Raw genomic sequence first — 23472 nt, forward strand, 5'->3', positions numbered from 1 at the left:
AACGGGGAGGGAAACGCGATGACGGGTTCCGTCGATGCCAATGAGCCGGTCGCCGGGCTGTACGAGCAGCTGATCACCTTGCGGCTTGAGAACCAGCTCAAGATTCTCAGTGCAGGTAGCGGCTGGCACGCCATCGACGACGAGGTGGGACCGGAGTCGTCGCCCCATGTCATCGCACGGCACGTCGCGGAAACCATGAGACGGGTGCTGGAGAGGCTGCCTGCGGCGGAGCGGGTTCACGCGGCCAACCACATCCTGGAATCGATGAACACGATCGAGGGGGCGCGGGAGTGGGTGGACCTGGTCGCTGACGGCCCACGTCAGTTGCTCGCCATCGCAGAGCAGGAAGCGAAGGGCGTGTACGCGATCCGACCCGCGACGCCCCTGTCCGAGACTGCGCTCATCACCAACTCCCCAGAGGATCCGAGCCTCGGCTTTGAATTGCGTGCTGAGCTAGCGACCGCGGACCGTGTAGACCTGCTCTGTGCCTTCGTGAAGTGGCATGGGCTTCGCGTCATCGAGCAGTCCCTCGAATCGGCACACGCGCGAGGCGTTCCCATTCGCGTCATCACGACCACGTACATCGGTGCTACCGAGCGACGAGCGCTGGACAGGCTGGTCCAGAGGTTCAACGCCGAGGTCAAGGTCAACTACGAACTGCGGTCAACACGCCTCCACGCGAAGGCTTGGCTTTTCCGGCGCAACAGCGGCTACGACACCGCGTATGTCGGGAGCTCGAACCTGTCAAAGGCCGCACTCCTCGATGGCCTGGAGTGGAACGTCCGCCTCTCCTCCATCGCCACTCCCGATGTGTTGCGCAAGTTTGAAGCGACCTTCGACTCCTACTGGAGCGAGTCTGCATTCGAGCTTTACGACCCGGCGCAAGACTCCGCCCGGCTCGATGAAGCACTTCATTTGGCGGGCGGCGGTACCAGCGCCCCCGAGGGACGTCACATCACCCTGTCTGGGCTGGAGGTTCGCCCGTACGCTCACCAGCGCGACATGCTGGAGCGGCTCGAGGTTGAGCGCACGATCCACGATCGGCACCGCAACTTGTTGGTCGCCGCAACGGGCACTGGCAAGACCGTCATGGCCGCTCTCGACTACAAGCACCTGCGACAGAAGTACGGGCGGGACCTGCGGCTGCTGTTCGTCGCTCACCGCCAGGAGATCCTTCGGCAGTCCCTTCGCACGTACCAAGACGTGCTGGTCGATGCCAATTTCGGCGAGGAGTTGCACAGCAGCGTCGTCCTCGAGGAGTGGACGCACGTCTTCGCCAGCGTCCAGTCCCTCAACGCTCGCTCACTGGAGCGCTTCGCTCCAGACCACTTCGACGTTGTCGTCATCGATGAGTTCCACCATGGTGTGTCACCCACCTACCGACGGATCATCGACCACTTCGCTCCCGTTGAGCTGCTCGGTCTCACAGCCACGCCGGAACGCATGGATGGTCGCAACGTCCAGGACGAGTTCTTCGACGGGCGAATCGCAGCTGAAATGCGCTTGTGGGAGGCGCTTGAGAATGATCTCTTGAGCCCATTCCACTACTTCGGGGTCACCGACAACACCGATTTGACCGCGATCACTTGGAAGCGCGGCTCTTACGATGCCTCGGCGCTCAGCAACCTCTTCACAGGGAACGACGCCCGCGCTCGCCTTGTCGTGCAAGCGGTCATGGACAAGGTTACCGACCCTGGCTCCATGCGTGCTCTTGGGTTCTGCGTGTCCGTCGCGCACGCTCACTTCATGGCCGACTTCTTCCGCCGTGCCGGACTCAACGCTGTCGCCCTGTCGGGTGAGACGCCTCGTGAGGAACGCAAGACGGCGCTCAATGCTCTAAAGGCCGGCGAGTTGCAGGTCATCTTCTCGGTCGACCTCTTCAATGAAGGTCTGGACATCCCAGACGTCGACACGCTGCTCCTCCTACGCCCAACGTCCAGCGCCACCGTCTTTCTTCAGCAACTGGGGCGCGGGCTGCGAAGGAGCGAGGGCAAGGCGGTGCTCACGGTCCTGGACTTCATCGGGCAGCACCGCAAGGAGTTCCGCTTCGAGGAGCAGTTCCGATCTCTGACAAATCTGACGCGCAACCGTCTGCTCGCCAACATTGAGCAAGACTTCCCCCGGCTGCCTTCTGGCTGCCAGATCGTCCTTGAGTCCAAGGCCAAAGAGCTGATCATCGACAACATCCGCAGTCAGATCAGCGTCAATGTCACGCAGCTCGCCCGTGAGGTTGGCCAGTACGGCGAGCCACGGCTCTCGTCCTACCTCAAGGAGAGCGGACGCTCACCTAAGGAGATCTACCGGGGCAACGGCAACTCTTGGACGGGCCTTCTCCGGCGCGCGAAACTACTCAACTCCCGTGCCCCGGAAGGCGAGGAGGCTCTTCTCAAGCGCGTCTCGGCGTTCCTCCACGTAGACGACCCACAGCGGGTAGCGGCGTACACCAAATTCCTCGAGGACGAGGCCCCGGCCTACGACGACCTCGATGAGCGCGAACAGGCGTATACGCGGATGCTCTACTTCTCCCTCTGGCCCCTCGGGGGCTTCGCCACCTACCAAGAAGCCCTGGACACACTCCGCCCGCAGCATGCCTTCCGCGACGAGCTCCGCCAGGTCCTAGCCCACGTCCTAGACCACGCAGACCACGTCCCGGTGCCCCTGCTTGAAGACCTCGCCAGCCTCCCGCTCACGGTGCACGCCTCGTACAGCCGCGAGGAGATCCTCCCGGCTCTGGGCCAGTCGTTCATCGGTGGCTTCATGCCCGGCCACTTCCGGGAAGGCGTGAAGTGGTGCGAGAGCATCCAGACCGATGCGCTGCTGATCACGCTTGAGAAGGACGAGAAGGACTTCTCCCCGCAGACCCGGTACAAGGACTACACCATGAACGAGGTTCTCTTTCACTGGGAGTCCCAGAACCAGACCTCCGAGACCTCCCCCACCGGCGTCCGCTATCAGTCCCACAAGGAAAAGGGCTCCCACGTCCTCCTCTTCGTCCGCCGTTTCAAGAAGACGGACATCGGCGGACCTCAGCCGTGGATGCTACTGGGCCCCGCCGAGTACGTGGAACACAAGGGCAGCAAGCCCATGGGCATCATCTGGGAGCTGCGGCACGAGATCCCGGCCGATGTGTGGACCTACTCCGCAATTGCTGCAGGCTAGCTCCCCTGTCCCGTTGTCAGGTACAGAACCCTCAAGGGTCGAGCTTGACCAAATACAGGATCACTCCACGGAGTTCGTGACCGCGTCCACTACCTGAGTGATCCCTTTCACTGCCCCCGAACCTGCCTCGATCGCGGTCTGCAGTTGGGTTGCGCCTGTCGTGAATACGACCGATGCCGCCACAAATCCCAGAAGTGCCCGCTTCCATTTCCCTCCTGTCTCAGCGTCACCGCCGGCCAAGGCAGTCGAAGCCTGAGCCAGTGAGCCGATCACGCTACTCGTCTCGCGTGACACTCGAGCAACGCCGAAGAGCTCTACGTTACTTATGAGCCAGACGAGGTGATGGATCTGATGAACTATCTGGCCCTTGAGCTCTGCAGGCAACTCAGAATCTGGCGTTTCAGCGAGTATCGCAAGCCACGAATTACAACTCTCACTCAGCGCTTCAAGGTTATCGCCTCGAGGAGCCGAACTGGTACCGAACAAAACCTCCGCTACTAGGTCCGCCGCTGACTCAAGATGGTCGAGCATCTCTTGATTGATCAGCGCCCGCGCAGGACGTGCCGGGTCCACCCAACCGGCGTTCGGCTGCACGATGGCTGACCACCATTGCGAATAGTATCGCGAAAATCTAACCCTGGAACGCTCTGGCAGTGCCTGTATCTGCTCAATTGTCTCTGACAGCAGAGAGGAAACCTCGGCATGCCGACGAGCAAACTCGCCTGAATCCCACTCCGCATCGAGGGCCACAGACCATCCCTCGCGGAACGTCGGCGCCCCCGATTCGCACACCTTCACAAGAATTCCGTGCAGGCTATGCGGGCTCGTCCCCAAAACCCCTCCCCATTTTCCACCGTGTCACTAACCCATCCAGCAAGTGACAAAACTATCAGCCGAATCGCCTGAGTCCCACAGGTGCCACGCATGGGACAACGAGATGACTGGTTACCTCCAAGTACCAGATGATCAAGTACGAAAGGTGCGATTTGCGACGATTCGCTCAATGGCCTCGGCCTACCAACTGAACCGTTTCGCTCGAGCACGCACACCGGGCGCTATCGTCTACCAAAACTCGGGGAGGGGAATCTATGGCGATCATCAAGCACGCTGCCCGCCAGACTCTTGGGCAACTCATCGGAGCCAACAATCCGCCCGTAGAAGTGCCCAATGACAGCCAGCGGCAGTACGCATGGGGGAAGAGAGAGGTAGACACGTACTGGTCCGACATCCAGAAGTTCATGAAGGCTCGCCGTACCGGAAGCGAGGCATCGGCCGAATACTTCATCGGCCCCATCGTAACCATCACGGACGACAAGGTGACGAGTCGTTCACTCCTGGATGGACAGCAGCGCCTCACCACTTCCACGATACTCATCGCCGCCATTCGAGACATCCTCGGCAAAATGGCATCCACCGAAGCCCGGGTGATGGCGAACAACATCCAACGCGACTACATCGCCCGAAAGGATGGACGCCACTCCCGCCCACAGCACTTCTTGACCCTCTCCCTGTTCGATCGCGACTTCTTCCGGGATTTCATTCAGGACTGGAATGAGACCACGGGGAAAGTTGCAAACACAGAAAAGCCTTCCCGCCCTTCACATAAACTCATACAGGACGCAAGTGCACTCTTCCACTCACACATAGCTTCAGCGCTCGACGGAATCCCAATGGAGGACGACCGCCTAGACTGGCTTGACGAACTCAAAGACTGCCTGGTAAAGGGCTTGGTATTCGTCGAAGTGCAGACGCCTACCTCCAGCGACGCTAATGAGGTATTCGAAACCATCAATTCTCGCGGAAAGGACCTGTCTACAGTCGACCTCGTTCGGAATTTCCTTATGGAAAAGAGCAGAGATGACGACGAAAAGAATCGGGTGAACACTGCATGGCGATCGCTGCTCGACGGCTTCGAGCGACGCGAGGACATAGAGAAGTTCCTACGACATTTCTGGGTCGCCCGGCACGGCGACGTCAGATCACATAGCCTCTACACCACCATCAGAGCCGACCTGACACAACGTTTTGAGTTGGTGACCCCACGATACGAAGTACGGACCTTCGCAGCCGAGCTTCAAAACGCCTCGGGTCGCTATCTTGAGTTGATCACTTCGGGCACGGGCCTAGAGACTCTCGACAATCTACTGGACGAGATTAAGGCCCTCGGCGCCGATGCCTCTTATCCCTTGCTACTTGCCGTTTCGGAAAGGTCCGACTACAGCGAGATGGCCACGGTGACGCGTGCGCTAATCAGCTACTACGTGCGCTGGACGGTCGTTGGCCGCCGCGAGTCCACACTCCTAGAGGAGAAGCTGTTTGACCTCGCCAAGCAGGTGAACAACGGCGGGCACCTGACAGCGGCGGTCCAGCAGATCATCGACTGGACACCTGACGACGAGGCGTTCCAGTCTGACTTCGAGCAAGCCCCCATACCCAAGAGCACTCAGGCCAGGTACCTGCTCACTAAGATCGAGCAGCATCTAAGGCGCGAAGCAGGCGTGGACGATGTCGTCGTGGCGAGCTCGAGCGCCGTGCACGTCGAGCACATCTACCCCCAGTCGCCCGAGGCGGAACTCCGCCTCGAAGACCACCCAGCCTGGGTCAACAGGCTCGGCAACCAGACACTGCTGCACGGCCGGAAGAATCGAGCCGCGTCAAACAAGGCCCATCCTGAGAAGGTTGACGCGTACAGCGCTTCCTCGCTGCTGATCACGCAGGACACTGGGATCGACCGTTTGTGGGATTCCACGGCGGGCCGTTGGCGCATCCGGGGGATAGAGGAGCGCCAGGCGGACCTCGCCAAGATCGCCATCGATGTCTGGCCCCGTGAGGCTCGCGAGCTCCCGAGCTAGCCCAAGACCGGGCAGGCCTTACAGGCATGCCTCGAACCTCGTCTGGGCCTCGTCGAGCGCGCAGTCAGCGTCACCCCCATGGGCGCTGAGCCAGTGGAGGAGGTCGGCGATCAGATCAATCGCCGCCTCCTCCATCATCGCCATCCCGCGCCGACCACTGCCCAACACGTATGGAGAACGGCACATCTGATAGAGCGCCAGAAGCGCTTCAGTTTCGTCATTCCGAGCGCCGCCTGCGTGCCCGTTCGGGGACTCCAGGTCGGTCGCCAGTTCACACCAAGTGACCTTGGAGTCGGCGCGCATCGCAACGCCCCACCGATCGGCAGTAGCGTCCACAAGAGCCACGCCACGGCCGGCTTCATCGTCACTTCGCGCCGCCATGAGTGTGGGCAACGCCTGCGTGTCAGGGTCGTGGACTTCGATGCGGAGGTTCGTCCCGTTCATCGAGACTGCGAGCGTCGTGGGCGTCTGCGGGCCAACATGCCGGACGACGTTGGCGACCAGCTCGGTCACGCAGAGCTGAGCCGCATCAATCAAGTTGGCCAGGCCCCAGCGGCTGAGGTGGAGACGCATCACGCGCCGTAGCCCGGCGATCTCTTGAGCCTCGGCCAGAAAGGGGAGCTCCCAGGCCTTGCGCGGTACGTCACAGCGGTACTCGTTCATTTCTGCCCATCCTCCGGCGAACCACGGCCGTTGCGTTGTGTAGCCTCTTGCTCCTTAAGCGTGACATTGGAACTTCCAAAATGGAACTCTCATTGGTTACTTGTGGGAGCGCGAGAAAGGCTGTGCGCCCCTGGCGTGCGCCGTCTTGTCCGCGCAGCGCTGAGGCATGCACGCTCGGGAGACGACACGAAGGGCCTTGACCATGGCAGTTGGACCGACCACCCGCAGGCGCCAACTTGGCGCCGATCTACGCCGCCTGCGCGAGCGCAAGGGCCTCACGCTGGAGGAAGCCGGGGCGTTGGTTGGCGTCTCCAAAGCCACCTTGAGCCGCTACGAGAAGAAGGAAGGCGCCGTCAAGTGGCCTGCCGTCGACGCGCTTTGCCGGGAGTACGGTGCGTCGGACCAGGAGCGCGAGACACTCGTCGAATTGGCCAAGGGAGCCAAGATTCAAGGATGGTGGCGATCGCTCGCTGACCCGATCCCTGAGTCGATGAACCTCATGCTGACTCTGGAAGACGAGGTCGTACGCGAGGACCACTACGCCTGCATGTACGTGCCTGGCCTGCTCCAGACCCGCGCGTACGCAGAGGCAGTGCACCGTGCATCCGAAATGCGATGCACGGATCAAGAGATCGCGCACATGGTCGACATCCGCATGAAGCGGCAGGAGCTTCTAGATCGAGAGGAGCCCCCGCACATCTGGGCCGTGATCGACGAAGCCGTTATCCGACGCATGGTCGGCGGGCGCGACGTGATGCGGGACCAACTGAGCCTCCTGCTGACGCGGGCCGATGAGCCTCAAGTGACCGTTCAGATCCTGCCGTTCGCCGCCGGTGCCCATGCCGCCGCGGTGGGGAGCTTCGTCATCCTCGGAGGACCCGCCCCCGAACTCGACGTCGTATATGTGGACATCATCGGCGGCGGGCTATTCATGGAGAAGCCGCAGGAACTGGAGCGCTATAAGTTGGCATTCGAGTACCTGCGCGCGCAGGCGCTGGACATCCACGCGTCAGCCGCGCTCCTGGATCGGGTCTGCAAGGAGCTGTGATGGATCAGGAAGACGTCCGCTGGATCAAGTCTTCGTACAGCGGAGGAAGCGGCACCGAGTGCGTCGAGGTCGCCGCGTCTGCGGTGGACGTCGCCGTCAGGGACTCCAAGGTTCCGCATGGTGCGCGAATCGAGCTCCGACCGGCCGCCTGGAGGGAATTCGTGGGCGCCCTACTCGAGGGACGCCTCAGCTAGGGGCACCGACGCCCCCTCCTTCCTTCGATTGGACGCCGGCCACACCTGCGCTGCGCGGGGTCAGTTGAGATCCCGTTTTTCCAATCCCCGCGTCCAGCCGGATCTCGCGCAGCGGTGCGGCAACCGCTTCGCGCACGGCCTGCACGCTGGACGACGGGGATGTGGGAGGCAAGGCTGTTCTGGCGTGCTCGCCCTAGTGGATCTCGAATTGCTCGTGTGGGATGGCTCGGTCCCACACGCGTTCAAAGCCGGAGGCGCACAGCTCCACAAGCCTCGGTTCGTCGAGGAACTCATCCTGGATGAAGTCGCCACCGCCGGAGAAGTGGTGGATCCTCACCGTGGTGTCGTCGAACACCCAGAAATCGTTGCCCGGCAGCAGCAGATCCGACGCGAGCCGCCGCGGCACCCAGCGCACCTGCTCGCCCGCGGTCACGTTGGCGTGTGTGACGTAGTGCTCCCAGCGGATGTACTCGGTCACCGGTTCGGAGATTACGCGGGCTCGGCGGACCGTCACCCCTCGGGCGACGGCGTCGGCGATGCTCTGGTGGAAGGGGCGCCACCACGAGTCGCGGTCGTTCCAGTCGACGCGGTGGCCCTCCTGCCATGCCTCGAAGCGAGGATTGCTGTAGTAGATGTCACGCATCTCCAGGTGAACGGCCGACCTCTTGGCGCTGGACAGTAGGTCATCGAAAGTCGGGACGTTCGACGGCATCGCATTCCTCCTTCGGGATGTGCACCATGAGCGCGGGGATTCGCCGATGGCGGCGTGGATTGTGGAAGAGCTTCAGGCGGGTTGACGGCATGCTCGCGCTGCTGTGATCTCCCCAAGGCTGTCCCGGAGTTGGCCCAGGGCGGCCGAGGGCGCGCTTCTGGTTTGGGTAGCAGGTGCTTGTTTGCGCCTCCGAGGTCAGTTCAGAGCATCGATAGCCGTCACTATCAGCGCCCGTGCCGCTTGTCCGTACACAGCCATGGTCCGCAGCTCCTCGAACGCCTTCAGGTACAAGCCGATCTCGCTCGGCTGTGTGACGTTCACCTGCGCCGACAGGAGCTCCACCGAGACCAGGGTGTCGTCGTACATGCTGAACGTCTCCTGCGCCCACAGGCGTCGCTCCGGCGTGGACGCAGGGATGACGCCGAGTGACACCGACGGAAGTGCCCCGGCGGTCAGCAGATGGCCCAGCTGCGCGGCCATCGCGTCGGCGTCGCCCAACTGATAGTTCAGGGCGGCTTCTTCGACGAGGAAGACAAACCGGTGCCCTTGCTCATGGATGACCTGGGATCGTTCGAGGCGTGCGGTGGCAGCCTCTGCCGCATCGTCCGGCACGTCGTGGAAACGGGCGTTCGCGCTCAGCAGCGCCTGCGCGTACCCCTCCGTCTGGAGCAGGCCCGGGACCAGCGTCGAGCAATACACGCGGAACAGTCGTGTCGATTTATACAAGGGCACATAGCTGTCCTGGAGTTGGCGGAGCCCCGTGCGGACCCGCCGCCGCCACTCTGTGTACATGGACTCCGCATGACGTGATGCCGCAATCAGGTCCGCGGCTTGGCTCACCGCGTCGCATGTGCGGCACCACAGGCGAATGTCCGTGGGTGACGGCGGCGTCTTCGCGTTCTCGATCCGTGAGGTTTTCGCGTGATGCCATCCGCATCGATCGGCCAGCTCGGTCACTGTGAGCCCAGCTTCCTTCCTCAGTTCTCGGAGCTGACGCGCCACATTCTCGCGAGCAGCCTGAGCCGAGGATGAAGGGGAGGTGGGCATGTGCTGGCCTGTCCGGTGCGGTTAGTGGATCTCGTACTGCTCGTGCGGGACGGCCCGCTGCCAGACAGCATCGAACGCGACACTGCACTGCTTGGCAATGGCCGGCTCGGTACGCAGCTCCATCCCAGACTCCTGCCAATCGCCGTTGCCCGTGAAGTGATTGAACAACACGGTCGTACCGTCGAAGATCCACAGGTCGTTGCCAGGAAGGAGCAGGTCTGAGGCGTACCGCCTTGACAGCCAGCGAACTTGCTCGCCGGCATGGACGTTAACGGTCGTCCCGGCGTGCTCGTACCGGATGTAGTCGGTGACGGGCTCGGCCACGACCCGTGCCCGGCGAACAGTCACTCCGCGGGCCACTGCGCGGGAGATGAGATCGACCCAGGGACGCCAGTACGCCGACTCCGGGTCTGCATCCCGCAGCCCAGTGCGCCTCCATTCGGCGAAGTCGTCAGCTTCGTCTCCGACGCCGTAGAGGTCACGCATCTCCAGGTGCACGGCTGAGTGCTGCGCACCCTCCATGAGGTCGTTAAAGCTGGGCTCGCTCTGCGGCATCGCACGCCTCCCTCAGCATCGGCACCATCCGGAGGGGGATCCGGATCACTGTCTCGTGGGCGGGGATGCCTTTCGCGTGTCCCAGTGCCGTGGTTCGTACGCACTCGGCGCGCGTCTCCTCGTCGGCGGTGTAGCTCTGCACGACGATGTCCCGTGTTTCGGAGTCCACCCACGCCGTTGGTGAACCGTTCTGTCCCGTCTCGGGGTCGATTCCGATGAACGTTAAGGGCATGGCCGCCTCCGGTGCGTAGCTGGTGCACTGATGTGCACCAATCTCCAACTCCGAGTGCGGGCCGTCAAGGGCGCGATACAGCCACATCTCACCATCGGATGCATGTACGCACACTGGTGCACATTGTTGGCTTGTGCGCGCGCGGTCTCCCTACGTTCAGAGCATTCGCTGCTGATGACCCGACGGGGGACGCCCGTGATGACGATCAAGGTGTACCGGTTGCATGGGACTTCACGCCGACGGCGGGAGATCCGAAGGCTGACAGTCCCGAACGGCGACCCCGAACGCATCCCGGATTCGCTCGCGCTCCCGCCGTGCACCTGCCCCCGTTGCAGGCCCGACCAGTGACCGCCCCCACATCCGCCGAGCGCGAGCTCCCCGCCGCCGTAGACCTCTCCTGGGAGCAGTACGCCGGCCGCGCCTGCGTTTGGTGCGACCAGCCCCTGACGACCGGCGCACGCAGCGTCGGCACCGCCCGTGATCGGCGCCCACGTCCTCGACATCGAGGTGTACGCGGGCCCGTGCTGTCCGCAACCCATCACACACCCGAGGAGTACCGCATGACCGCTCTCGCAACAGACCAGGCCACGGGTCGCCGACTCGTCGACGCCGGGCTCTTCGAACGGCTCGTCACCTTCCTCGAGTTCGAGGAGGACATGGACCGACCCCGGGCCGAGCGCGTGATGGACCAGGCCCTCGCCTTCATCGACATGGCCGGGCACCGCACCGACGTGCCGCTCTCCCCGTCGCGGAAAGTCGACCCCGGCTGGCACGCCTTCATCCTGCACAGCCACGAGTACGCCGACTTCTGCCACCGCCGGTTCGGCGCGTTCCTGCACCACAACCCGCTCAAGGGCCAACGCCTACGCGACGGCGTTGCCATCAAGCGCACAGTCCGTGCGATCGAGGAGATGGGCTACGTCGTCGACCACGAACTGTGGGGCACCGCGGCGGAGTGCAACGCGCCGTCTTGCTGCGGCGACGGCGACGGCTGCTGACCCGATGCTCACGTGTGGCCCGCCTCCCCCCAGTGGGCCGCGCACCCTCGAGCGCAGAACGGAAACCCTCCCGTGGCCACCCTGCTCTCCGCACGCAGCCGCCTCACGGTCTTCCACCTGGAGGGCCTGACCGTCGCGTACACCACACAGTCCAGCGACTCCCGCGGCCTGGGAGACATTGCCGTCGTCACAGTCGTCGCCCCGGACAGCTCGACCGGTGACCACCTGTGGCGGCTGGCCGCGAGCATGTTCACCAACCCGCCCCCGGGCCAGACACAGGCCCGATGGATCCTCACCCAATGCACCAGGGCCCGCGCCGTCAAGGCACCCACCTACCGCGATCTTCCCGACGCCAAGTGGACTGCCGACCTGACCCGCGAGCTGCACCTGGACGCCCTCTTCGCCAATCACGCCATCCTCCGCACGGGTCGTCTCACCATCGAGTGACCGATCGAGCAACCCGCCAGTCCCGGCTGTCCGCGGTCCCCGTCGCGGACAGACCGGGGCTACCCCGGTTCGCGGACACGCTGCCTGGGCCGCCTTCGTCGCAGCCCTGCGCCGGGCGCGGCTCAGCCAAGGGAGCCCACGCGCACCGCCGGCCCGACCCTCGCCGCCCCCGTCGCCAGCGCCCCGCGCACCGCCGTCGCGATGTCTCCCGGGCTGTCGCGGAGTTGGGACGGCGACGCCGAGAGCACGATCACGCCATGCCGGGCCATCCGGTTGCGGCGGGTCATCGTCCGTTCCCAGTCCCCCGGGCTCAAGTGCCATTCGCGGGAGTCGATTTCGAGGGCCACTCCCGCGTGTGGCCAGTACGCGTCGGGGCGGGCCAGGAACGTGCCGTCCGGCAGGTACAGGTCGCGGTTCCACACGGGGTCCGGGATGCCTGCCTCCCGAAGGATGCGGCGGGCGCGGGCCTCGGCGACGGAGCGGACTCCTGCCGTCAGGGCATCGATCGTCGTCGCGACCCGGGGGTCGCTCGCGCGGTGGGTGGAGCGGAGCGCCGTCGTGAGCTCGTCGAGGGTGCAGCGGCCGCGTTGGACGACCTCGGCGAGGAGCGCCGTCACCGCGTCCTGGCCCGTCAGATACGGGATCGCGTCAGCCGTGGCTCGGGTCAGCGGCGCGCAGGGCAGGCCCTCCACCGGCAGTCGGCGGCAAGGGACTTGGGTGCGATGGGTGCGGACGTAGCCATGGCTGCGCGGGTTGCGCGTGCCCGGTACGAGTACGTCCACCGGGCCCAGCCGCGTCAGCGGGGCCGCCGCCCGCACCCCGTACAGCGCGAGTGCCGCCGTGCCCGTGAGCAGTGCGGCCTCGCCGGCGTACAGGAGCGCGGCGCGTAAGCGCTGGCGTGGGCTCGGGACTCCCGTCTGGAGCAGGACCACGCGTGGGAGTAACCGTTGCCAGGGGCCGCCGCGGGTGCAGCGGTCGGCGATGGTCGAGGTGGGCAGGCCGAGGGCGGCCAACTGCCTTGAGGTGGCGAGGCCGTCCTGGGCCGTGACGATCGGGTCGGTGCAGGTGCGCGTGGGCAAGCCATGCCCCTGGCGAACCGTTCCGCTAACCGGTGTTGCGGAATCGGTGAGCAGTAAGTCCCGTTCCTGTACCGGGATTCCGGGATCGCCGGAATCCGCGTTCACGATCACGTCCGGGGTCGCGGCCCTCACCAGCGAGGGCGGTGCGCCAACTCAGGGCAGCCACAGGGGCGTCGGTGCACAGGCCCTCGCCGTCCCGAGAGCGTCAGCCCCAGCAGTGACGTAGGGAAAGTACGCACACTTTCATCACAATCACGCGATGTTCCCCCACATTCACACCCCGTGAGCTCAAACGGAATGCCATGCTCAGCTTCTCAGTTCGGAACCATCCATCTTTGGGGGGCACATGTCATGGAGAGGTAGTACGCGCGCGAACAGCGCGGTGGCGGCCTGCGCGTTAGTGATGGCGGTCGGGCTCGTGGGGTGCGGGGGGACCAGCGACGACGGCACGTCCGAGGCGGCTACGACGAGCGCGGCGCCCAAGGCGGCCGCACCGGTGAAGGCCACGCCCGAGCCGGTGCTCGGGCTCGTCGACGACGAGGCGAGCGCCGATGCCGCGAAGGCGGTCGTGGTGAAGGTGCTCGGCAACGACACCGTCACGCTCAAGGACGGCACGTCGGGCAACGTCGAAGTCGCCCTGGAGGCCGGTGAGTTCACGGTCTCGGTGGAGACCCGGCCAGGGAACGGCACCGCGAAGGTCGACGGGTCCACCATCGTCTACACGTCCGCCGCCGGGTACGGGGGCACCGACGAGTTCACGTACCGAGTGGATGTGGCGGGAGCCGGGGCCGAGCCGCTGAGCGGAACCGCCGTCGTACGGATCACCGTGACGGCGCCCACGCCGACGCCCACCCCCGTGAAGCCCAAGAAGCCCGCGCCGCCCAAGGTCGTGTACGCCAACTGCGACGCCGTACGGGCCGTCGGCGCCGATCCGATCGGGCGTACGGATCCCGGGTACGGGCCGCATCTCGACCGGGACGGGGACGGCGTCGGCTGCGAGCCGTACGGTGGCGGAAGCGGCGGTTCCACCGGAGGCAGCACGGGCGGCAGCACGGGGGGCAGTACCGGAGGCGGCGGCGGGAGTACGTACTACGAGAACTGCACCGCCGTACGGGCCGCCGGTGCCGCCCCCATTCACGCCGGGGATCCCGGCTACGGGCGGCACCTCGACCGCGACGGGGACGGCGTCGGCTGCGAGTGATCGAGCGGGGCCGCCCGGCCGGCGTATTCGCGTCGGCGGTAGTCGTCCGGTCAGCGGTAGTCGTCCGGGTGGTCCTGCATCCAGGTGTTGATCTTGTCGCGCACGCCGATGAGCTCGCTCCGGTGCTTCTCGAGGTTCGCGGTCGACGTGTCGTCGCCCAGCGTCTCCTGGAGCGCGCTCATCCACGCCAGCGGCTGCTTGAAGTGGCCCGGGCCCTTCGGGTCCGCCTTCATCGCCTCGTCGAGGCCCGTCAGTTCGTCGTTCACCCGGCCCAGGAAGTAGTCGCAGTTCCCCGGGGTGCAGGTGTCGCCCAACGTGGCCTGCAGGGTGGCGAACGCGTCGCGGACCTTCTCGACGGGAGTGGGCAGCGGTTCCTGGGCCTCCGGTTCCGCGGCGGCCGGTTCCGCGGCGGCCGGTTCCGCTCCGTCCGCAGCGTCCGCGACCTTCGCTGGCTGCTCCGACGCAGCGGGCTTCCGGTCGGACCCGGCCTCCGGGGAAGCGGAGCAGGACACAAGAAACGCCGCCAGGAACACGGCGGCCACGGCCGTACCGCGGCCTTCATGGATACGCATGAGGACCCCCCCTCAGTACTGAGCTCGCGCTGAGCTCGTCGGCGACCCTACCCGCGGAGGCACACAGGCTCGTACGCGCCTCATGGGGAACGGGAATGGCGGCCGGTGAGTTGGTCACGGCCGAGGCGAGGCCGGTCACGACCTCGCGGGCGGGGTGGCCGTCGGCCACACCCGGCAGGCCGCCGCGGCGTCGGACAGCGGCACCACGATGGTGGTGACAGGCCGCAAAGCCCCCATACGGGCGGGTACTTGGACCGAGTCCTTCAAGTGGAGCACGAGGGCGCTCGCCTCCCGTCCAGGCACCACGAGGTCGGACGAGGACGGCCGGTGGTCGTGTCGACCGGCAACCTCGACCCGCCGGACAGCCCTGAGGGGGATCTCCACGCTGCGGCGCAGCCCCCAGCGAAGGACGATGCGCCCATGGCCCAGGGTGTGGGGTCGTACCCGGCCGGCGGTGGCGAACGCCGCGGCCGCGGCGGCGGCGGCACACAGATCCGCCCGTGCCTCAATGTCCTTGGCCAGGAGGAGCTCCGGTCCGTGCCGGAACCCGGAAGGCGTGGTGTCCGTCATGGTGTGTTCCTCCTACGGTCGGTAGGGCCCGCGCTAATATTCGGACCGTTGGTCCGGATTCAATATGCGGACCATCGGTCCGATTTTCTGGTCGAGGAGGAACCATGCCGCCCGCACGCAAGGAGCGAGCCGACGCCGCCCGCAACCGGGAGGCGGTGCTGACCGCCGCAGCACGCCTGTTCACCGAGCGCGGCGACCCCGACCGCGTCTCCATGGATGACATCGCCGCGGCCGCCGGAGTCGGCAAGGGCACGCTCTTCCGCCGCTTCGGCGACCGCGTCGGACTCGTCAAGGCCCTCGTCGAGCAGCGCACCGAACAGCTGAGGGCCGATGTCGTCGCGGGCCCCCCGCCGCTCGGCCCCGGCACCCCGGCCGGCGAACGCGTCCTCGCCCTCCTCGACGCACTGCTGAGCCTGAAGCTCGAAACCCGCCCACTGATGCTCGCCCTGGAGAGCGCGGGCAGCGGCAGCCCGTACCTGAACGACGCCTACGCGCTGTGGCACGCACAGCTCGCCTCGCTGCTGGCCGAGGTCCGCGGCGAGCGGGACGCCGACTACCTCGCTCATGCCCTGCTGGCCGCCGTACGCAGCGACCTCATCGAGCACCTCGCCACGAGCGGCACCTCACCGCAGCACATCCACGACGGAGTCGACGCGCTCGCCCGCGCCGTGCTGGCGGCGCCGGCGCCGGGAGGGGCATAGTGGGCGGTCATCCGCGGCCGCACTGAACACTTCCGTCCCGCCGCACGTATTCAACGGCAACCTCCCCTGGTTGCTGGGCGCGTGACCGTACGACGGCAGGAAGCGGTCACGCGCCCAGCGCGTGCGCCAGCGTGTAGATCAGCAGGCCGGCCAGCGCGCCGACCACCGTGCCGTTGATCCGGATGAACTGCAGATCGCGGCCGATGTGCGCCTCGATCTTCCGCGATGTGTGCTCCGCGTCCCAGCTCGCGACCGTCTCCGAGATCAGCGAGGTGATCTCGGCGCGGTACGTGGTCACCACGTACACCGCCGCCTCCTCCACCCAGCCGTCCAGCTTCGACTGCAGCCGGCCGTCCGTCGCCAGCCGCGCGCCCAGCGACAGCAGCGAGGCGCGGGCCCGCAGCCGCAGCTCGCTCCGGTCGTCCTCCGCCGCCGAGATGATCATGGCGCGTACGGAGGACCAGGCCGAGGCGATCACGTCCTGCACCTCGGAACGGGACAGCAGCTCCGACTTCATACGCTCCACCCGGTCCCGGGTGTCCGTGTCCGACTGGAGGTCGGCCGCGAAGTCCGTCAGGAAGCGGTCGATCGCTCCGCGCGCCGGGTGCTCGGGCATGTCCCGCATCTCGGTGACGAAGCGCAGCAGTTCCTTGTAGACGCGTTCGCCGACCCGCTTGTCCACGAAGCGCGGCGTCCAGCCCGGCGCCCCGCCCTCGACCGCGTCCAGCACCGAGTCCGCGTGCAGGACGAGCCAGTCGTGGGCGCGGGCGCAGATCAGGTCGACGGCACGGTGGTGGGCGCCGTCGGCGACGACCTTCTCCAGGGTCTTGCCGACGCCCGGGGCGATCTCCGCGCTGTCCGCGCGGCGCGTGATCGCCTCGCCGACGACCGCCTGGACGTCGGAGTCGCGCAGCACGGCCAGCGCGCCGCGCAGGGCGGTGGAGAGCTCGGCGGTGACCCGGTCGGCGTGGGCGGGTTCCGCGAGCCAGGCGCCGAGGCGGCGGCCGATGCCGAGGGCGTGCAGCCGGGTGCGTACGACGTCGCCGGAGAGGAAGTTCTCGCCGACGAAGGAGCCGAGGGTGGTGCCGAGCTGGTCCTTCTTGTTCGGGATGATCGCGGTGTGCGGGATGGGCAGGCCGAGCGGGTAGCGGAAGAGGGCGGTGACCGCGAACCAGTCGGCCAGGGCGCCCACCATGCCCGCCTCCGCCGCGGCGGCGACATAGCCGGCCCAGGGGCCCGCTCCCGAGTTCTTCGCCCAGGTGGCGAGTACGAAGATGAGGGCGACCAGCAGGAGCGCGCCGGTCGCCGTCGTCTTCATCCGGCGCACGCCACGCATCTTCTCCGCGTCCGCGTCGGTGTACGCGAAGGAGGGGAGGGGCGTGCGGGCGCGGGCCCCGGCTGCCCGGTCCTTGCCCGGCCCGTCCTCGGCCGCCGGGTCCTTGTCGGGCCCGCCGCCGTCGAGCTGTTCCCGTTCTGTACGTTCCATCCGCTCCACCCGTCCGCGCGCCCCGTACGCATTGTCCCTATCTCAGGTACTCCCGGGACGCACATCGAGTTCCCGTGACATGTCGCATGATGTGCTCATGAACAAACGCCGCGGGTACGCGACACTCGCTGCCCTCACGGCCGTCGTTGCCCTCATATGCGGCGCGATATACCTCGGAGTCGGTGCCGCGGCGGGCACCCCGCCCCGTACGCCCACCGCCGCGCCCGCGGTCTGGGTCGGCACCTGGTCCGCCGCCCCCGCGAAGGCCTCGCCGGCCAAAACCGCGGCCACAGCCGAGTCCGGAGCCGGCGGACACCACGCGGGCAGCTCCGTACGCAATGTGGTGCACACCAGCATCGGCGGCACCGCCGCCCGGATCACCCTCACCAACCTCCTCGGCAGCCGGCCCCTCACCATCGACCAGGTCTCGATCGCCCTGCGCTCCGGCCACGGCCCCGCGGCCCTTCCCGGCACCCTGCGCCGGGTGACGTTCCACGGGGCGGGCGGCGTCACCGTCGCGGTCGGCGGGCAGCGCGTCAGTGATCCCGTCGCGCTGGAGATCCCGTACGACAGCGATGTGCTGGTCACCGTCCACTCCGCCGCTCCCGGCGGGCTCGTCACCGTCCACCCGCAGGCGCGCCAGACCTCGTACGTCGCTGACGGCGACCGTACGCAGGACCCCGGCCCGGACGCGTACACCCGGCGGACCGGCGCCTGGCACCACCTCACCGCCGTCGATGTGCTGACCCGGGACGCGCGCGGCGCGGTCGTCGCCATCGGCGACTCGATCACCGACGGGGTCACCTCGACCTCCGACGCCAACCGCCGCTGGCCGGACGTCCTCGCCGACCGGCTGCGGGGACGCTACGGCGTGCTCAACCAGGGCATCAGCGGAAACCGTCTCCTCACCGACGGCCGGGGCCCCAGCACGCTCGCCCGCTTCGAGCGCGATGTGCTCGCGCAGAGCGGGGTCAGGACGGTGATCGTCGCGATCGGCATCAACGACCTGCTGCGGGAGCCGGGCACCGGCGCCGACCGGATCACGGCCGGGTTCACCGAGCTCACCCGCCGGGCACACGCGCGCGGACTGCGCGTGATCGGCACGACCCTGCTGCCCTGCGACGGGCACCACCGCTGCACCCCGGCCCTCGATGCCGTGCGGGGCAAGGTCAACGCCGCCGTCCGTACGGGCGGGATCTTCGACGCGGTCGTCGACTTCGACCGGGCGCTGCGGGATCCGTACGCACCCGCCCGGCTGCGGCCGATGTACGACTCCGGGGACCATCTCCACCCCAGCGACGCGGGTTACGCGCGGATGGGCAGGACCGTGGACCCGGCGCGGCTGTGACGGCGGGCGCTCGCTAACCTCCTCGGATGCGCATGCGCGAATGGTTCAGGCGGGGCGGGCGGCGTCGGGTCATAGCCGTCGGGCTGCCGGTCGTGATCGTGGCGGCCGCGGCCACAACAGCGGTGGTACTCACGGGTGAAGGCGACGAGAAGCCCTGCTGGAAGGTCCCGGCGGCGACCGCGGCACTCGCCGCCGATCCGGCGGCGGCCACCAAAGCCCTCGACCCCACTGACGATCTGTCCCGGTACGAGGTCATGAGCGAGCTGCTGAGCGAGGAGCATCTGCACGCCTGCGACGGGCAGGGCGCGATCCTCGGCAAGGTCGTCCTGAACGGGGCGACCGGCGGCGCGGGCAAGCCCCACACCCTGGCTCAGGCACGCGTCGCGTACGCTGCCGCCTCGGCGCTCTCCGAGGACAGCGAGCCGCTGCCCGCCGGAATGAGTCCGTACGTCGCGCGCCTGCTCGCCGACTACATCATCGACGTACAGCGCACCTGGTACGGCATCCCCGACAAGCGCAAGTTCTCCCGGCCCGCCGGTACGTTCGAGGAGAGCCGCGAGTGGGCCGGGGAGTTCCCGGATCCGCGTGACGCGACGGCAGCCTTCAGCGTCGAGGACGATGTTCACGACACGGACGTGACGTTCGAGCGGGTCCTCGGGAGGATCACCGCCGATCCGGAGGCCTTCGCCGTCCTTTACGACGCCTACCGCGCCTACTTCGCGTACTACCTGGAGCGGCTGGACCGCGACGGCGCGGTCCCCTCGCTGCGCGACGAGAAGAACAGCACGGGCAAGCTCGGGGCCGAACACGATCTGGGCATGGCTGCGCGCAACATCGGCTCACTGGTGCAGCGGCGTGCCGACGCCGCGCAGGGCGGCACGATCCGCGATGCCGCCGCCTTCAACCGGGCGGTGTACGAGAACAGCAGGGGTACGTTCCCGGCCGCGTCCGGGCCGGTCACCAGTACGCCTCCGATGGGCGACATCACGCGACGCGCGGCGAAGGGCAAGGCGGAGCAGGAGGCCCAGCTGGACGGCCGGCACCAGCTGTACGCCGTCCTGGAGCAGTGGGGGAAGGACCGCAAGGTGTCCGCGGGCCGGATCGCCGATCTGCGCGTCGAGATCGACGAGTCGTATCTCAACGGGATGCTCGAAGCGCTCTGACTGCCCTCAACTACCGTTTGGGTACGGGGAGTTCACGGCCCGGTAGGGCGAGGTCCGTGCAGCCGTGCCGCTTCACCTGGTCCTGCGCGAAGGCCGTGAGCAGCGCTCGCAGTTGCGGCCCCTTGATGCCCGGCACCTCATTGCGCGAACCCGCCTCGAAGTTGGCCGCCTCGGCGTCGCAGCGGGCTTTGGCCCGGCCCCACTCGGCGGTCAGCAGGGGCAGGGTCACCGAGCCGTCCGTCGACGAGGACGCCCGCTCGTCGGCGGCGTCCTTGAACGGGACCTCGCTCCAGTCCCCGTACGAGGCGTTGAAGAACATCGCCACGTCGTCGTCACCGTAGCGGTGGAGCTCGCAACGGCTCAACGGCGCGGCGTCGTTGGCGGCGATGCCCACCGTCCAGTTCGTGCCCTTGGGCAGCTTCGCACCGGCCAGCCAGCCGCAGGCGGTGCCGGCGGCGGCGGACAGGCTCACCGGCTTCGGCTCCTCGGGCAGCGCACGGGCCGGGGCCTTGAGCGGCTCGGCCCCGCAACCGAGCTGCTTGGAGGCCTCGTTGGTCAGAGCCACAGCGGTCCGCAGGGAGGCGTCGCGTTGGGCCTTCATCACGCCCCTCTCCGCCGAGGTACGCACGAGCAGGCGCCGCGGCCGGCCTTCCGCGAGCCATAGCTGAGCGCGCAGGAGTAGGTGCCCAGCTCCTTGCTCACGTACTCGTATTCGGAGGCCAGGTGCTGGTCGCCCGGTATCAGCTTGTCGACGGCCTCGTCCGGCATCGCCCCGCCGCACGCCTGGCGCGCCAGCCACCAGTCGTCGGCGTACGGCTTCGCCCAATAGCCGACGGCAGCCAGCACGACCGCGGCGACCACGCCGACCTTGACCCACCGCGGCAACATCCCGCCCCCGTCGTACCGTCGAACCCGGAACACAGAACACAGACACTTGACCGACGGGACACTACCGGGCTCAGCCGAGCTCCTTGCGCTCGCCCTTCGTCAGCCTGTCCGCCTGCTGCGCACGCTCCGCCTTGAGCCGCTGCTTCTCCGCCCGGGTGCGCTTGCGCTCCACGCCCACCCCGCCCATGATCGCGAAGCCTGTGACGACCACGCGCGGCGCCGCCGGGTTCGGCTCCCCCACACTCTCGCCCTGCTGGCCGAAGCCGCCCATCAGGCCGATGCCCCTGACCTCGACGTTCAGCTCGGGGGGTACGACGACATGGACTCCGCCCATGATCGCGATGCAGCGGATCACGGTGTCGCGGTCCTCGAAACGGGCCTCCCGCAGATCGAGTTCGCCGCCGCCCATCAAGGTGAAGGTGGTGAACTTCCGGGCCACCGTCCAGGTGCCCTTCCGGCCGAACCCGCCCCAGAAGGCGAACGCCCCCTTCGAGGTCGCGGGACCGCCGACGCGCTTCGCCCAGCCGCCCGGCCCGGTGGCCGCCACCGGCGCCGACGCGCCCGCCACCGGCAGGTCACCCACCGGAAGGTCGCTGACCAGCGGCTCCAACTCGCCGTGCGTACGGGCCTTGTAGGCCGCGTCCAGACGCTGCTCGAACTCCTCCATGTCGAGCCGCCCCTCCGCCACCGCGTCACGCAGCCGCTCGGCCACTCGCTCACGCTCGGTGTCGGAGGCACGCATCTCAGGGAGTTCGCTCGTCATACCCGGCAGCCTAGGCCGTGTCTGACAAATCCCGCCTCACAGGCCCGATCTCTCCGCGTACATCTTCGCGATCACCGCTTCGATGTCCGGCTCCCGGACCGACAGGTCCACCAGCGGGTACTGGGCCGCCAGCGCCGCCACCAGCGGAGCCGCCGACGCCGACGCCGGGAACGCCAGCCACTGCCGCGGCCCCTCCACCTTCACCGTCCGTGCCGAGTCCAGTGCGACCGGCGGCAGTTCGCGCTCGAAGTCGACCACCAGCGTCCGCTCGCTCTCCCCCACCTCGTGCAGTCCGGCCAGCGCCCCGTCGTACATCAGCCGCCCGTGGTCGATGACCATCACACGCTTGCACAGCTGCTCGATATCGGTCAGATCGTGCGTCGTCAGCAGCACCGTCGTGCCCCGCTCGGCGTTCAGATCCCGCAGGAAGTCCCGGACCTTCGCCTTGGAGATCACATCGAGCCCGATCGTCGGCTCGTCGAGATACAGCACCTCGGGATCGTGGAGCAGCGCCGCCGCGATGTCCCCGCGCATCCGCTGCCCGAGCGAGAGCTGCCGCACCGGCACGTCCAACAGCTCGGCCAGATCCAGCAGTTCGACACAGCGGTCCAGGTTCTCGCGGAACCGCTTGTCGGGGATCCGGTACATCCGGTGCACCAGCCGGTACGAGTCCTTCAGCGGCAGGTCCCACCACAGCGTCGTGCGCTGCCCGAAGACCACCCCGATCCGCCGCGCCAGCCTCGTACGCTCCCGGGACGGATCGATGCCCGCGACCCGCAGCCGTCCGCCGCTCGGGGTCAGAATCCCCGTCAGCATCTTGATGGTGGTCGACTTCCCGGCGCCGTTCGGGCCGATGTAGCCGACCATTTCTCCGCGCGGCACGCTGAAGCTGATCCCGTCGACCGCCCGGACCTGATGCTTCTCGCGGCGCAGCCGGCCCGCCTTCCGCCGTACGTCGAAGACCTTCTCGACGCCCTCGAGCTCGATGAAGTCCATGCCTCAGCTCCCTGTGCTCCGGTACGAACGAAGGCCCGCCCGCCAGGCGAGCGCGGCGAGCGCGCAGCACAGCCCGGCGACGAGCGGCGGCAGGAACGCCACCCAGCCGGGCACGCCCGCGGGGGCGTCGCGCCCCAGGACATACAGCGCGGGCAGCCAGTTGACGAAGGCCAGCGGCACCACGTAGACGACCCCGCGCACCAGGTCCTGCGCGAAGATCGTCGGCGGGTACTGCAGCAGCGTATTGCCGCCGTACGTAAAGGAGTTGGTCACCTCCGACGCGTCCTGCGCCCAGAACTGGAACGACGCCCCCGCCACCATCACCGCCGAGAAGATCAGCGCGCCGCAGACCGCCATCAGCGGCACCAGCGCCACCTTCACGGCGGTCCATTCCACATCGAGGATCACCAGCGACCAGATCAGTATCAGCAGCCCCTGGGTGATCCGCCCGAGGCGGCGCAGCGCGAACCGGTCCGCGGCACACTGCGCCAGCACCGGCACCGGCCGCACCAGCAGCGTGTCGAGCGTCCCGTCCCGCACCCGCTTCCCCAGCCGGTTGACCTGGCCCATCGCGAGGTCCGCGAGCCCGAAGGAGGTGCTGGTGGTGCCGTACAGGAAGGCCACCTCGGCGAAGGAGAAGCCACCCAGACCGTTCACCTGACTGAACATCAGCACGATGACCACGAAGTCGAAGATCGTCGCCGTGAAGTTGCTGAAGGTGCTCATCGCGAAGGAGAAGCGGTACGTCATCGTCGACCGGATCCACATCGCCGCGATCATCCGGTACGTCCGCCAGGA

25 protein-coding genes are annotated in these 23472 nt (G+C 67.2%); 10 read left to right on the top strand and 15 right to left on the bottom strand.

Annotation, left to right across the window (positions count from 1 at the left end):
• The first annotated feature begins 18 nt into the window (after positions 1 to 18).
• Positions 19 to 3159, top strand: a complete 3141-nt coding sequence (locus tag SLUN_RS14715; protein ID WP_108148925.1) for a DEAD/DEAH box helicase — start codon at positions 19 to 21, stop codon at positions 3157 to 3159.
• A 60-nt stretch (positions 3160 to 3219) separates the two neighbouring features.
• On the opposite strand, the gene SLUN_RS39445 is transcribed toward SLUN_RS14715, so the two are convergent.
• Positions 3220 to 3909 (bottom strand): hypothetical protein, encoded by a 690-nt coding sequence (locus SLUN_RS39445; RefSeq protein WP_159100254.1) that lies wholly within the window; start codon positions 3907 to 3909, stop codon positions 3220 to 3222.
• Between the two features lie 338 nt (positions 3910 to 4247).
• Here SLUN_RS39445 and SLUN_RS14720 point away from each other — a divergent pair, with 338 nt between their 5' ends.
• The gene (locus SLUN_RS14720) at positions 4248 to 6011 is read left to right on the top strand and encodes a DUF262 domain-containing protein (protein WP_108148926.1); all 1764 of its coding nucleotides are present in this window, start codon (positions 4248 to 4250) and stop codon (positions 6009 to 6011) included.
• 18 nt (positions 6012 to 6029) lie between these two features.
• Here the strand turns inward: SLUN_RS14720 and SLUN_RS14725 are convergent, their stop codons facing one another.
• The gene (locus SLUN_RS14725) at positions 6030 to 6674 is read right to left on the bottom strand and encodes an ATP-binding protein (protein ID WP_108148927.1); all 645 of its coding nucleotides are present in this window, start codon (positions 6672 to 6674) and stop codon (positions 6030 to 6032) included.
• A 202-nt stretch (positions 6675 to 6876) separates the two neighbouring features.
• Between SLUN_RS14725 and SLUN_RS14730 the strand changes: the two genes are divergently transcribed.
• Complete coding sequence (locus SLUN_RS14730) at positions 6877 to 7722, top strand: helix-turn-helix domain-containing protein (RefSeq protein ID WP_108154747.1); 846 nt, start codon at positions 6877 to 6879, stop codon at positions 7720 to 7722.
• Entirely contained in the window at positions 7722 to 7916 is a 195-nt protein-coding gene (locus SLUN_RS14735; protein WP_108148928.1) for a DUF397 domain-containing protein, read from the top strand. The genes SLUN_RS14730 and SLUN_RS14735 overlap by 1 nt, the downstream gene beginning before the upstream one ends.
• 193 nt (positions 7917 to 8109) lie before the next feature.
• On the opposite strand, the gene SLUN_RS14745 is transcribed toward SLUN_RS14735, so the two are convergent.
• The 4 genes from SLUN_RS14745 to SLUN_RS14760 form a co-directional block, all read right to left on the bottom strand.
• A complete protein-coding gene (locus SLUN_RS14745; RefSeq protein WP_108148929.1) occupies positions 8110 to 8628 on the bottom strand; it encodes a DUF6879 family protein in 519 nt (172 codons plus the stop codon).
• Positions 8629 to 8823: 195 nt separating this feature from the next.
• Entirely contained in the window at positions 8824 to 9675 is an 852-nt protein-coding gene (locus SLUN_RS14750; RefSeq protein WP_108148930.1) for a helix-turn-helix domain-containing protein, read from the bottom strand.
• Between the two features lie 21 nt (positions 9676 to 9696).
• A complete protein-coding gene (locus SLUN_RS14755; protein ID WP_170146578.1) occupies positions 9697 to 10230 on the bottom strand; it encodes a DUF6879 family protein in 534 nt (177 codons plus the stop codon).
• Positions 10205 to 10462 (bottom strand): hypothetical protein, encoded by a 258-nt coding sequence (locus tag SLUN_RS14760; RefSeq protein ID WP_108154749.1) that lies wholly within the window; start codon positions 10460 to 10462, stop codon positions 10205 to 10207. Before SLUN_RS14760 ends, SLUN_RS14755 begins: the two co-directional genes overlap by 26 nt.
• Before the next feature lie 560 nt (positions 10463 to 11022).
• Between SLUN_RS14760 and SLUN_RS14765 the strand changes: the two genes are divergently transcribed.
• Positions 11023 to 11460: a glycine-rich domain-containing protein gene (locus SLUN_RS14765; protein WP_254710038.1), complete on the top strand. Its 438-nt coding sequence runs from the start codon at positions 11023 to 11025 to the stop codon at positions 11458 to 11460.
• A 72-nt stretch (positions 11461 to 11532) separates the two neighbouring features.
• On the top strand, positions 11533 to 11907 hold the full coding sequence (locus tag SLUN_RS14770; protein WP_108148931.1) for a hypothetical protein: 375 nt from the start codon (positions 11533 to 11535) through the stop codon (positions 11905 to 11907).
• A 122-nt stretch (positions 11908 to 12029) separates the two neighbouring features.
• Here the strand turns inward: SLUN_RS14770 and SLUN_RS14775 are convergent, their stop codons facing one another.
• On the bottom strand, positions 12030 to 12986 hold the full coding sequence (locus SLUN_RS14775) for a putative endonuclease domain-containing protein (protein WP_108148932.1): 957 nt from the start codon (positions 12984 to 12986) through the stop codon (positions 12030 to 12032).
• Positions 12987 to 13404: 418 nt separating this feature from the next.
• Between SLUN_RS14775 and SLUN_RS14780 the strand changes: the two genes are divergently transcribed.
• A complete protein-coding gene (locus SLUN_RS14780; RefSeq protein ID WP_257153727.1) occupies positions 13405 to 14187 on the top strand; it encodes an excalibur calcium-binding domain-containing protein in 783 nt (260 codons plus the stop codon).
• A gap of 50 nt (positions 14188 to 14237) precedes the next feature.
• Here SLUN_RS14780 and SLUN_RS14785 read toward each other — a convergent pair whose 3' ends face one another.
• The gene (locus SLUN_RS14785; RefSeq protein WP_217505386.1) at positions 14238 to 14759 is read right to left on the bottom strand and encodes a hypothetical protein; all 522 of its coding nucleotides are present in this window, start codon (positions 14757 to 14759) and stop codon (positions 14238 to 14240) included.
• 135 nt (positions 14760 to 14894) lie between these two features.
• Positions 14895 to 15329, bottom strand: a complete 435-nt coding sequence (locus tag SLUN_RS14790; RefSeq protein WP_108148934.1) for a hypothetical protein — start codon at positions 15327 to 15329, stop codon at positions 14895 to 14897.
• 104 nt (positions 15330 to 15433) lie between these two features.
• On the opposite strand from SLUN_RS14790, the gene SLUN_RS14795 reads away from it, so the two are divergent.
• Positions 15434 to 16030: a TetR/AcrR family transcriptional regulator gene (locus tag SLUN_RS14795; RefSeq protein WP_108148935.1), complete on the top strand. Its 597-nt coding sequence runs from the start codon at positions 15434 to 15436 to the stop codon at positions 16028 to 16030.
• Between the two features lie 106 nt (positions 16031 to 16136).
• On the opposite strand, the gene SLUN_RS14800 is transcribed toward SLUN_RS14795, so the two are convergent.
• Positions 16137 to 17516, bottom strand: coding sequence for a DUF445 domain-containing protein (locus SLUN_RS14800; RefSeq protein WP_108148936.1), 1380 nt, complete (start codon positions 17514 to 17516; stop codon positions 16137 to 16139).
• Between the two features lie 97 nt (positions 17517 to 17613).
• Between SLUN_RS14800 and SLUN_RS14805 the strand changes: the two genes are divergently transcribed.
• Together SLUN_RS14805 and SLUN_RS14810 are read left to right on the top strand one after the other, a co-directional pair.
• Entirely contained in the window at positions 17614 to 18864 is a 1251-nt protein-coding gene (locus SLUN_RS14805; RefSeq protein WP_108148937.1) for an SGNH/GDSL hydrolase family protein, read from the top strand.
• A gap of 26 nt (positions 18865 to 18890) precedes the next feature.
• A complete protein-coding gene (locus tag SLUN_RS14810; RefSeq protein ID WP_159100255.1) occupies positions 18891 to 20027 on the top strand; it encodes a hypothetical protein in 1137 nt (378 codons plus the stop codon).
• A gap of 10 nt (positions 20028 to 20037) precedes the next feature.
• Here the strand turns inward: SLUN_RS14810 and SLUN_RS14815 are convergent, their stop codons facing one another.
• The 5 genes from SLUN_RS14815 to SLUN_RS40325 form a co-directional block, all read right to left on the bottom strand.
• A complete protein-coding gene (locus SLUN_RS14815; RefSeq protein WP_108148939.1) occupies positions 20038 to 20628 on the bottom strand; it encodes a hypothetical protein in 591 nt (196 codons plus the stop codon).
• Positions 20628 to 20915 (bottom strand): hypothetical protein, encoded by a 288-nt coding sequence (locus SLUN_RS14820; RefSeq protein WP_108148940.1) that lies wholly within the window; start codon positions 20913 to 20915, stop codon positions 20628 to 20630. The genes SLUN_RS14815 and SLUN_RS14820 overlap by 1 nt, the downstream gene beginning before the upstream one ends.
• Before the next feature lie 70 nt (positions 20916 to 20985).
• Positions 20986 to 21678, bottom strand: coding sequence for a DUF1707 SHOCT-like domain-containing protein (locus tag SLUN_RS14825; RefSeq protein ID WP_108148941.1), 693 nt, complete (start codon positions 21676 to 21678; stop codon positions 20986 to 20988).
• Positions 21679 to 21714: 36 nt separating this feature from the next.
• Entirely contained in the window at positions 21715 to 22674 is a 960-nt protein-coding gene (locus SLUN_RS40320) for an ABC transporter ATP-binding protein (RefSeq protein WP_175313558.1), read from the bottom strand.
• A 3-nt stretch (positions 22675 to 22677) separates the two neighbouring features.
• On the bottom strand, positions 22678 to 23454 hold the full coding sequence (locus SLUN_RS40325) for an ABC transporter permease (RefSeq protein ID WP_175264653.1): 777 nt from the start codon (positions 23452 to 23454) through the stop codon (positions 22678 to 22680).
• Between the last annotated feature and the right edge of the window lie 18 nt (positions 23455 to 23472).

Origin of the sequence: Streptomyces lunaelactis (assembly GCF_003054555.1) — a bacterium.
Classification (GTDB): Bacteria; Actinomycetota; Actinomycetes; order Streptomycetales; family Streptomycetaceae; genus Streptomyces; species Streptomyces lunaelactis.

Excerpts from the sequence above, each read along its gene's own strand:
- SLUN_RS14715 (WP_108148925.1), top strand. The coding sequence starts at position 19 with ATGACGGGTTCCGTCGATGCCAATGAGCCGGTCGCCGGGCTGTACGAG.
- SLUN_RS14720 (WP_108148926.1), top strand. The coding sequence starts at position 4,248 with ATGGCGATCATCAAGCACGCTGCCCGCCAGACTCTTGGGCAACTCATC.
- SLUN_RS14725 (WP_108148927.1), bottom strand. The coding sequence starts at position 6,674 with ATGAACGAGTACCGCTGTGACGTACCGCGCAAGGCCTGGGAGCTCCCC.
- SLUN_RS14730 (WP_108154747.1), top strand. The coding sequence starts at position 6,877 with ATGGCAGTTGGACCGACCACCCGCAGGCGCCAACTTGGCGCCGATCTA.
- SLUN_RS14735 (WP_108148928.1), top strand. The coding sequence starts at position 7,722 with ATGGATCAGGAAGACGTCCGCTGGATCAAGTCTTCGTACAGCGGAGGA.
- SLUN_RS14745 (WP_108148929.1), bottom strand. The coding sequence starts at position 8,628 with ATGCCGTCGAACGTCCCGACTTTCGATGACCTACTGTCCAGCGCCAAG.
- SLUN_RS14750 (WP_108148930.1), bottom strand. The coding sequence starts at position 9,675 with ATGCCCACCTCCCCTTCATCCTCGGCTCAGGCTGCTCGCGAGAATGTG.
- SLUN_RS14755 (WP_170146578.1), bottom strand. The coding sequence starts at position 10,230 with ATGCCGCAGAGCGAGCCCAGCTTTAACGACCTCATGGAGGGTGCGCAG.
- SLUN_RS14760 (WP_108154749.1), bottom strand. The coding sequence starts at position 10,462 with ATGCCCTTAACGTTCATCGGAATCGACCCCGAGACGGGACAGAACGGT.
- SLUN_RS14765 (WP_254710038.1), top strand. The coding sequence starts at position 11,023 with ATGACCGCTCTCGCAACAGACCAGGCCACGGGTCGCCGACTCGTCGAC.
- SLUN_RS14785 (WP_217505386.1), bottom strand. The coding sequence starts at position 14,759 with ATGCGTATCCATGAAGGCCGCGGTACGGCCGTGGCCGCCGTGTTCCTG.
- SLUN_RS14790 (WP_108148934.1), bottom strand. The coding sequence starts at position 15,329 with ATGACGGACACCACGCCTTCCGGGTTCCGGCACGGACCGGAGCTCCTC.
- SLUN_RS14795 (WP_108148935.1), top strand. The coding sequence starts at position 15,434 with ATGCCGCCCGCACGCAAGGAGCGAGCCGACGCCGCCCGCAACCGGGAG.
- SLUN_RS14800 (WP_108148936.1), bottom strand. The coding sequence starts at position 17,516 with ATGGAACGTACAGAACGGGAACAGCTCGACGGCGGCGGGCCCGACAAG.
- SLUN_RS14805 (WP_108148937.1), top strand. The coding sequence starts at position 17,614 with ATGAACAAACGCCGCGGGTACGCGACACTCGCTGCCCTCACGGCCGTC.
- SLUN_RS14810 (WP_159100255.1), top strand. The coding sequence starts at position 18,891 with ATGCGCATGCGCGAATGGTTCAGGCGGGGCGGGCGGCGTCGGGTCATA.
- SLUN_RS14815 (WP_108148939.1), bottom strand. The coding sequence starts at position 20,628 with ATGAAGGCCCAACGCGACGCCTCCCTGCGGACCGCTGTGGCTCTGACC.
- SLUN_RS14820 (WP_108148940.1), bottom strand. The coding sequence starts at position 20,915 with ATGTTGCCGCGGTGGGTCAAGGTCGGCGTGGTCGCCGCGGTCGTGCTG.
- SLUN_RS14825 (WP_108148941.1), bottom strand. The coding sequence starts at position 21,678 with ATGACGAGCGAACTCCCTGAGATGCGTGCCTCCGACACCGAGCGTGAG.
- SLUN_RS40320 (WP_175313558.1), bottom strand. The coding sequence starts at position 22,674 with ATGGACTTCATCGAGCTCGAGGGCGTCGAGAAGGTCTTCGACGTACGG.
- SLUN_RS40325 (WP_175264653.1), bottom strand. The coding sequence starts at position 23,454 with ATGATCGCGGCGATGTGGATCCGGTCGACGATGACGTACCGCTTCTCC.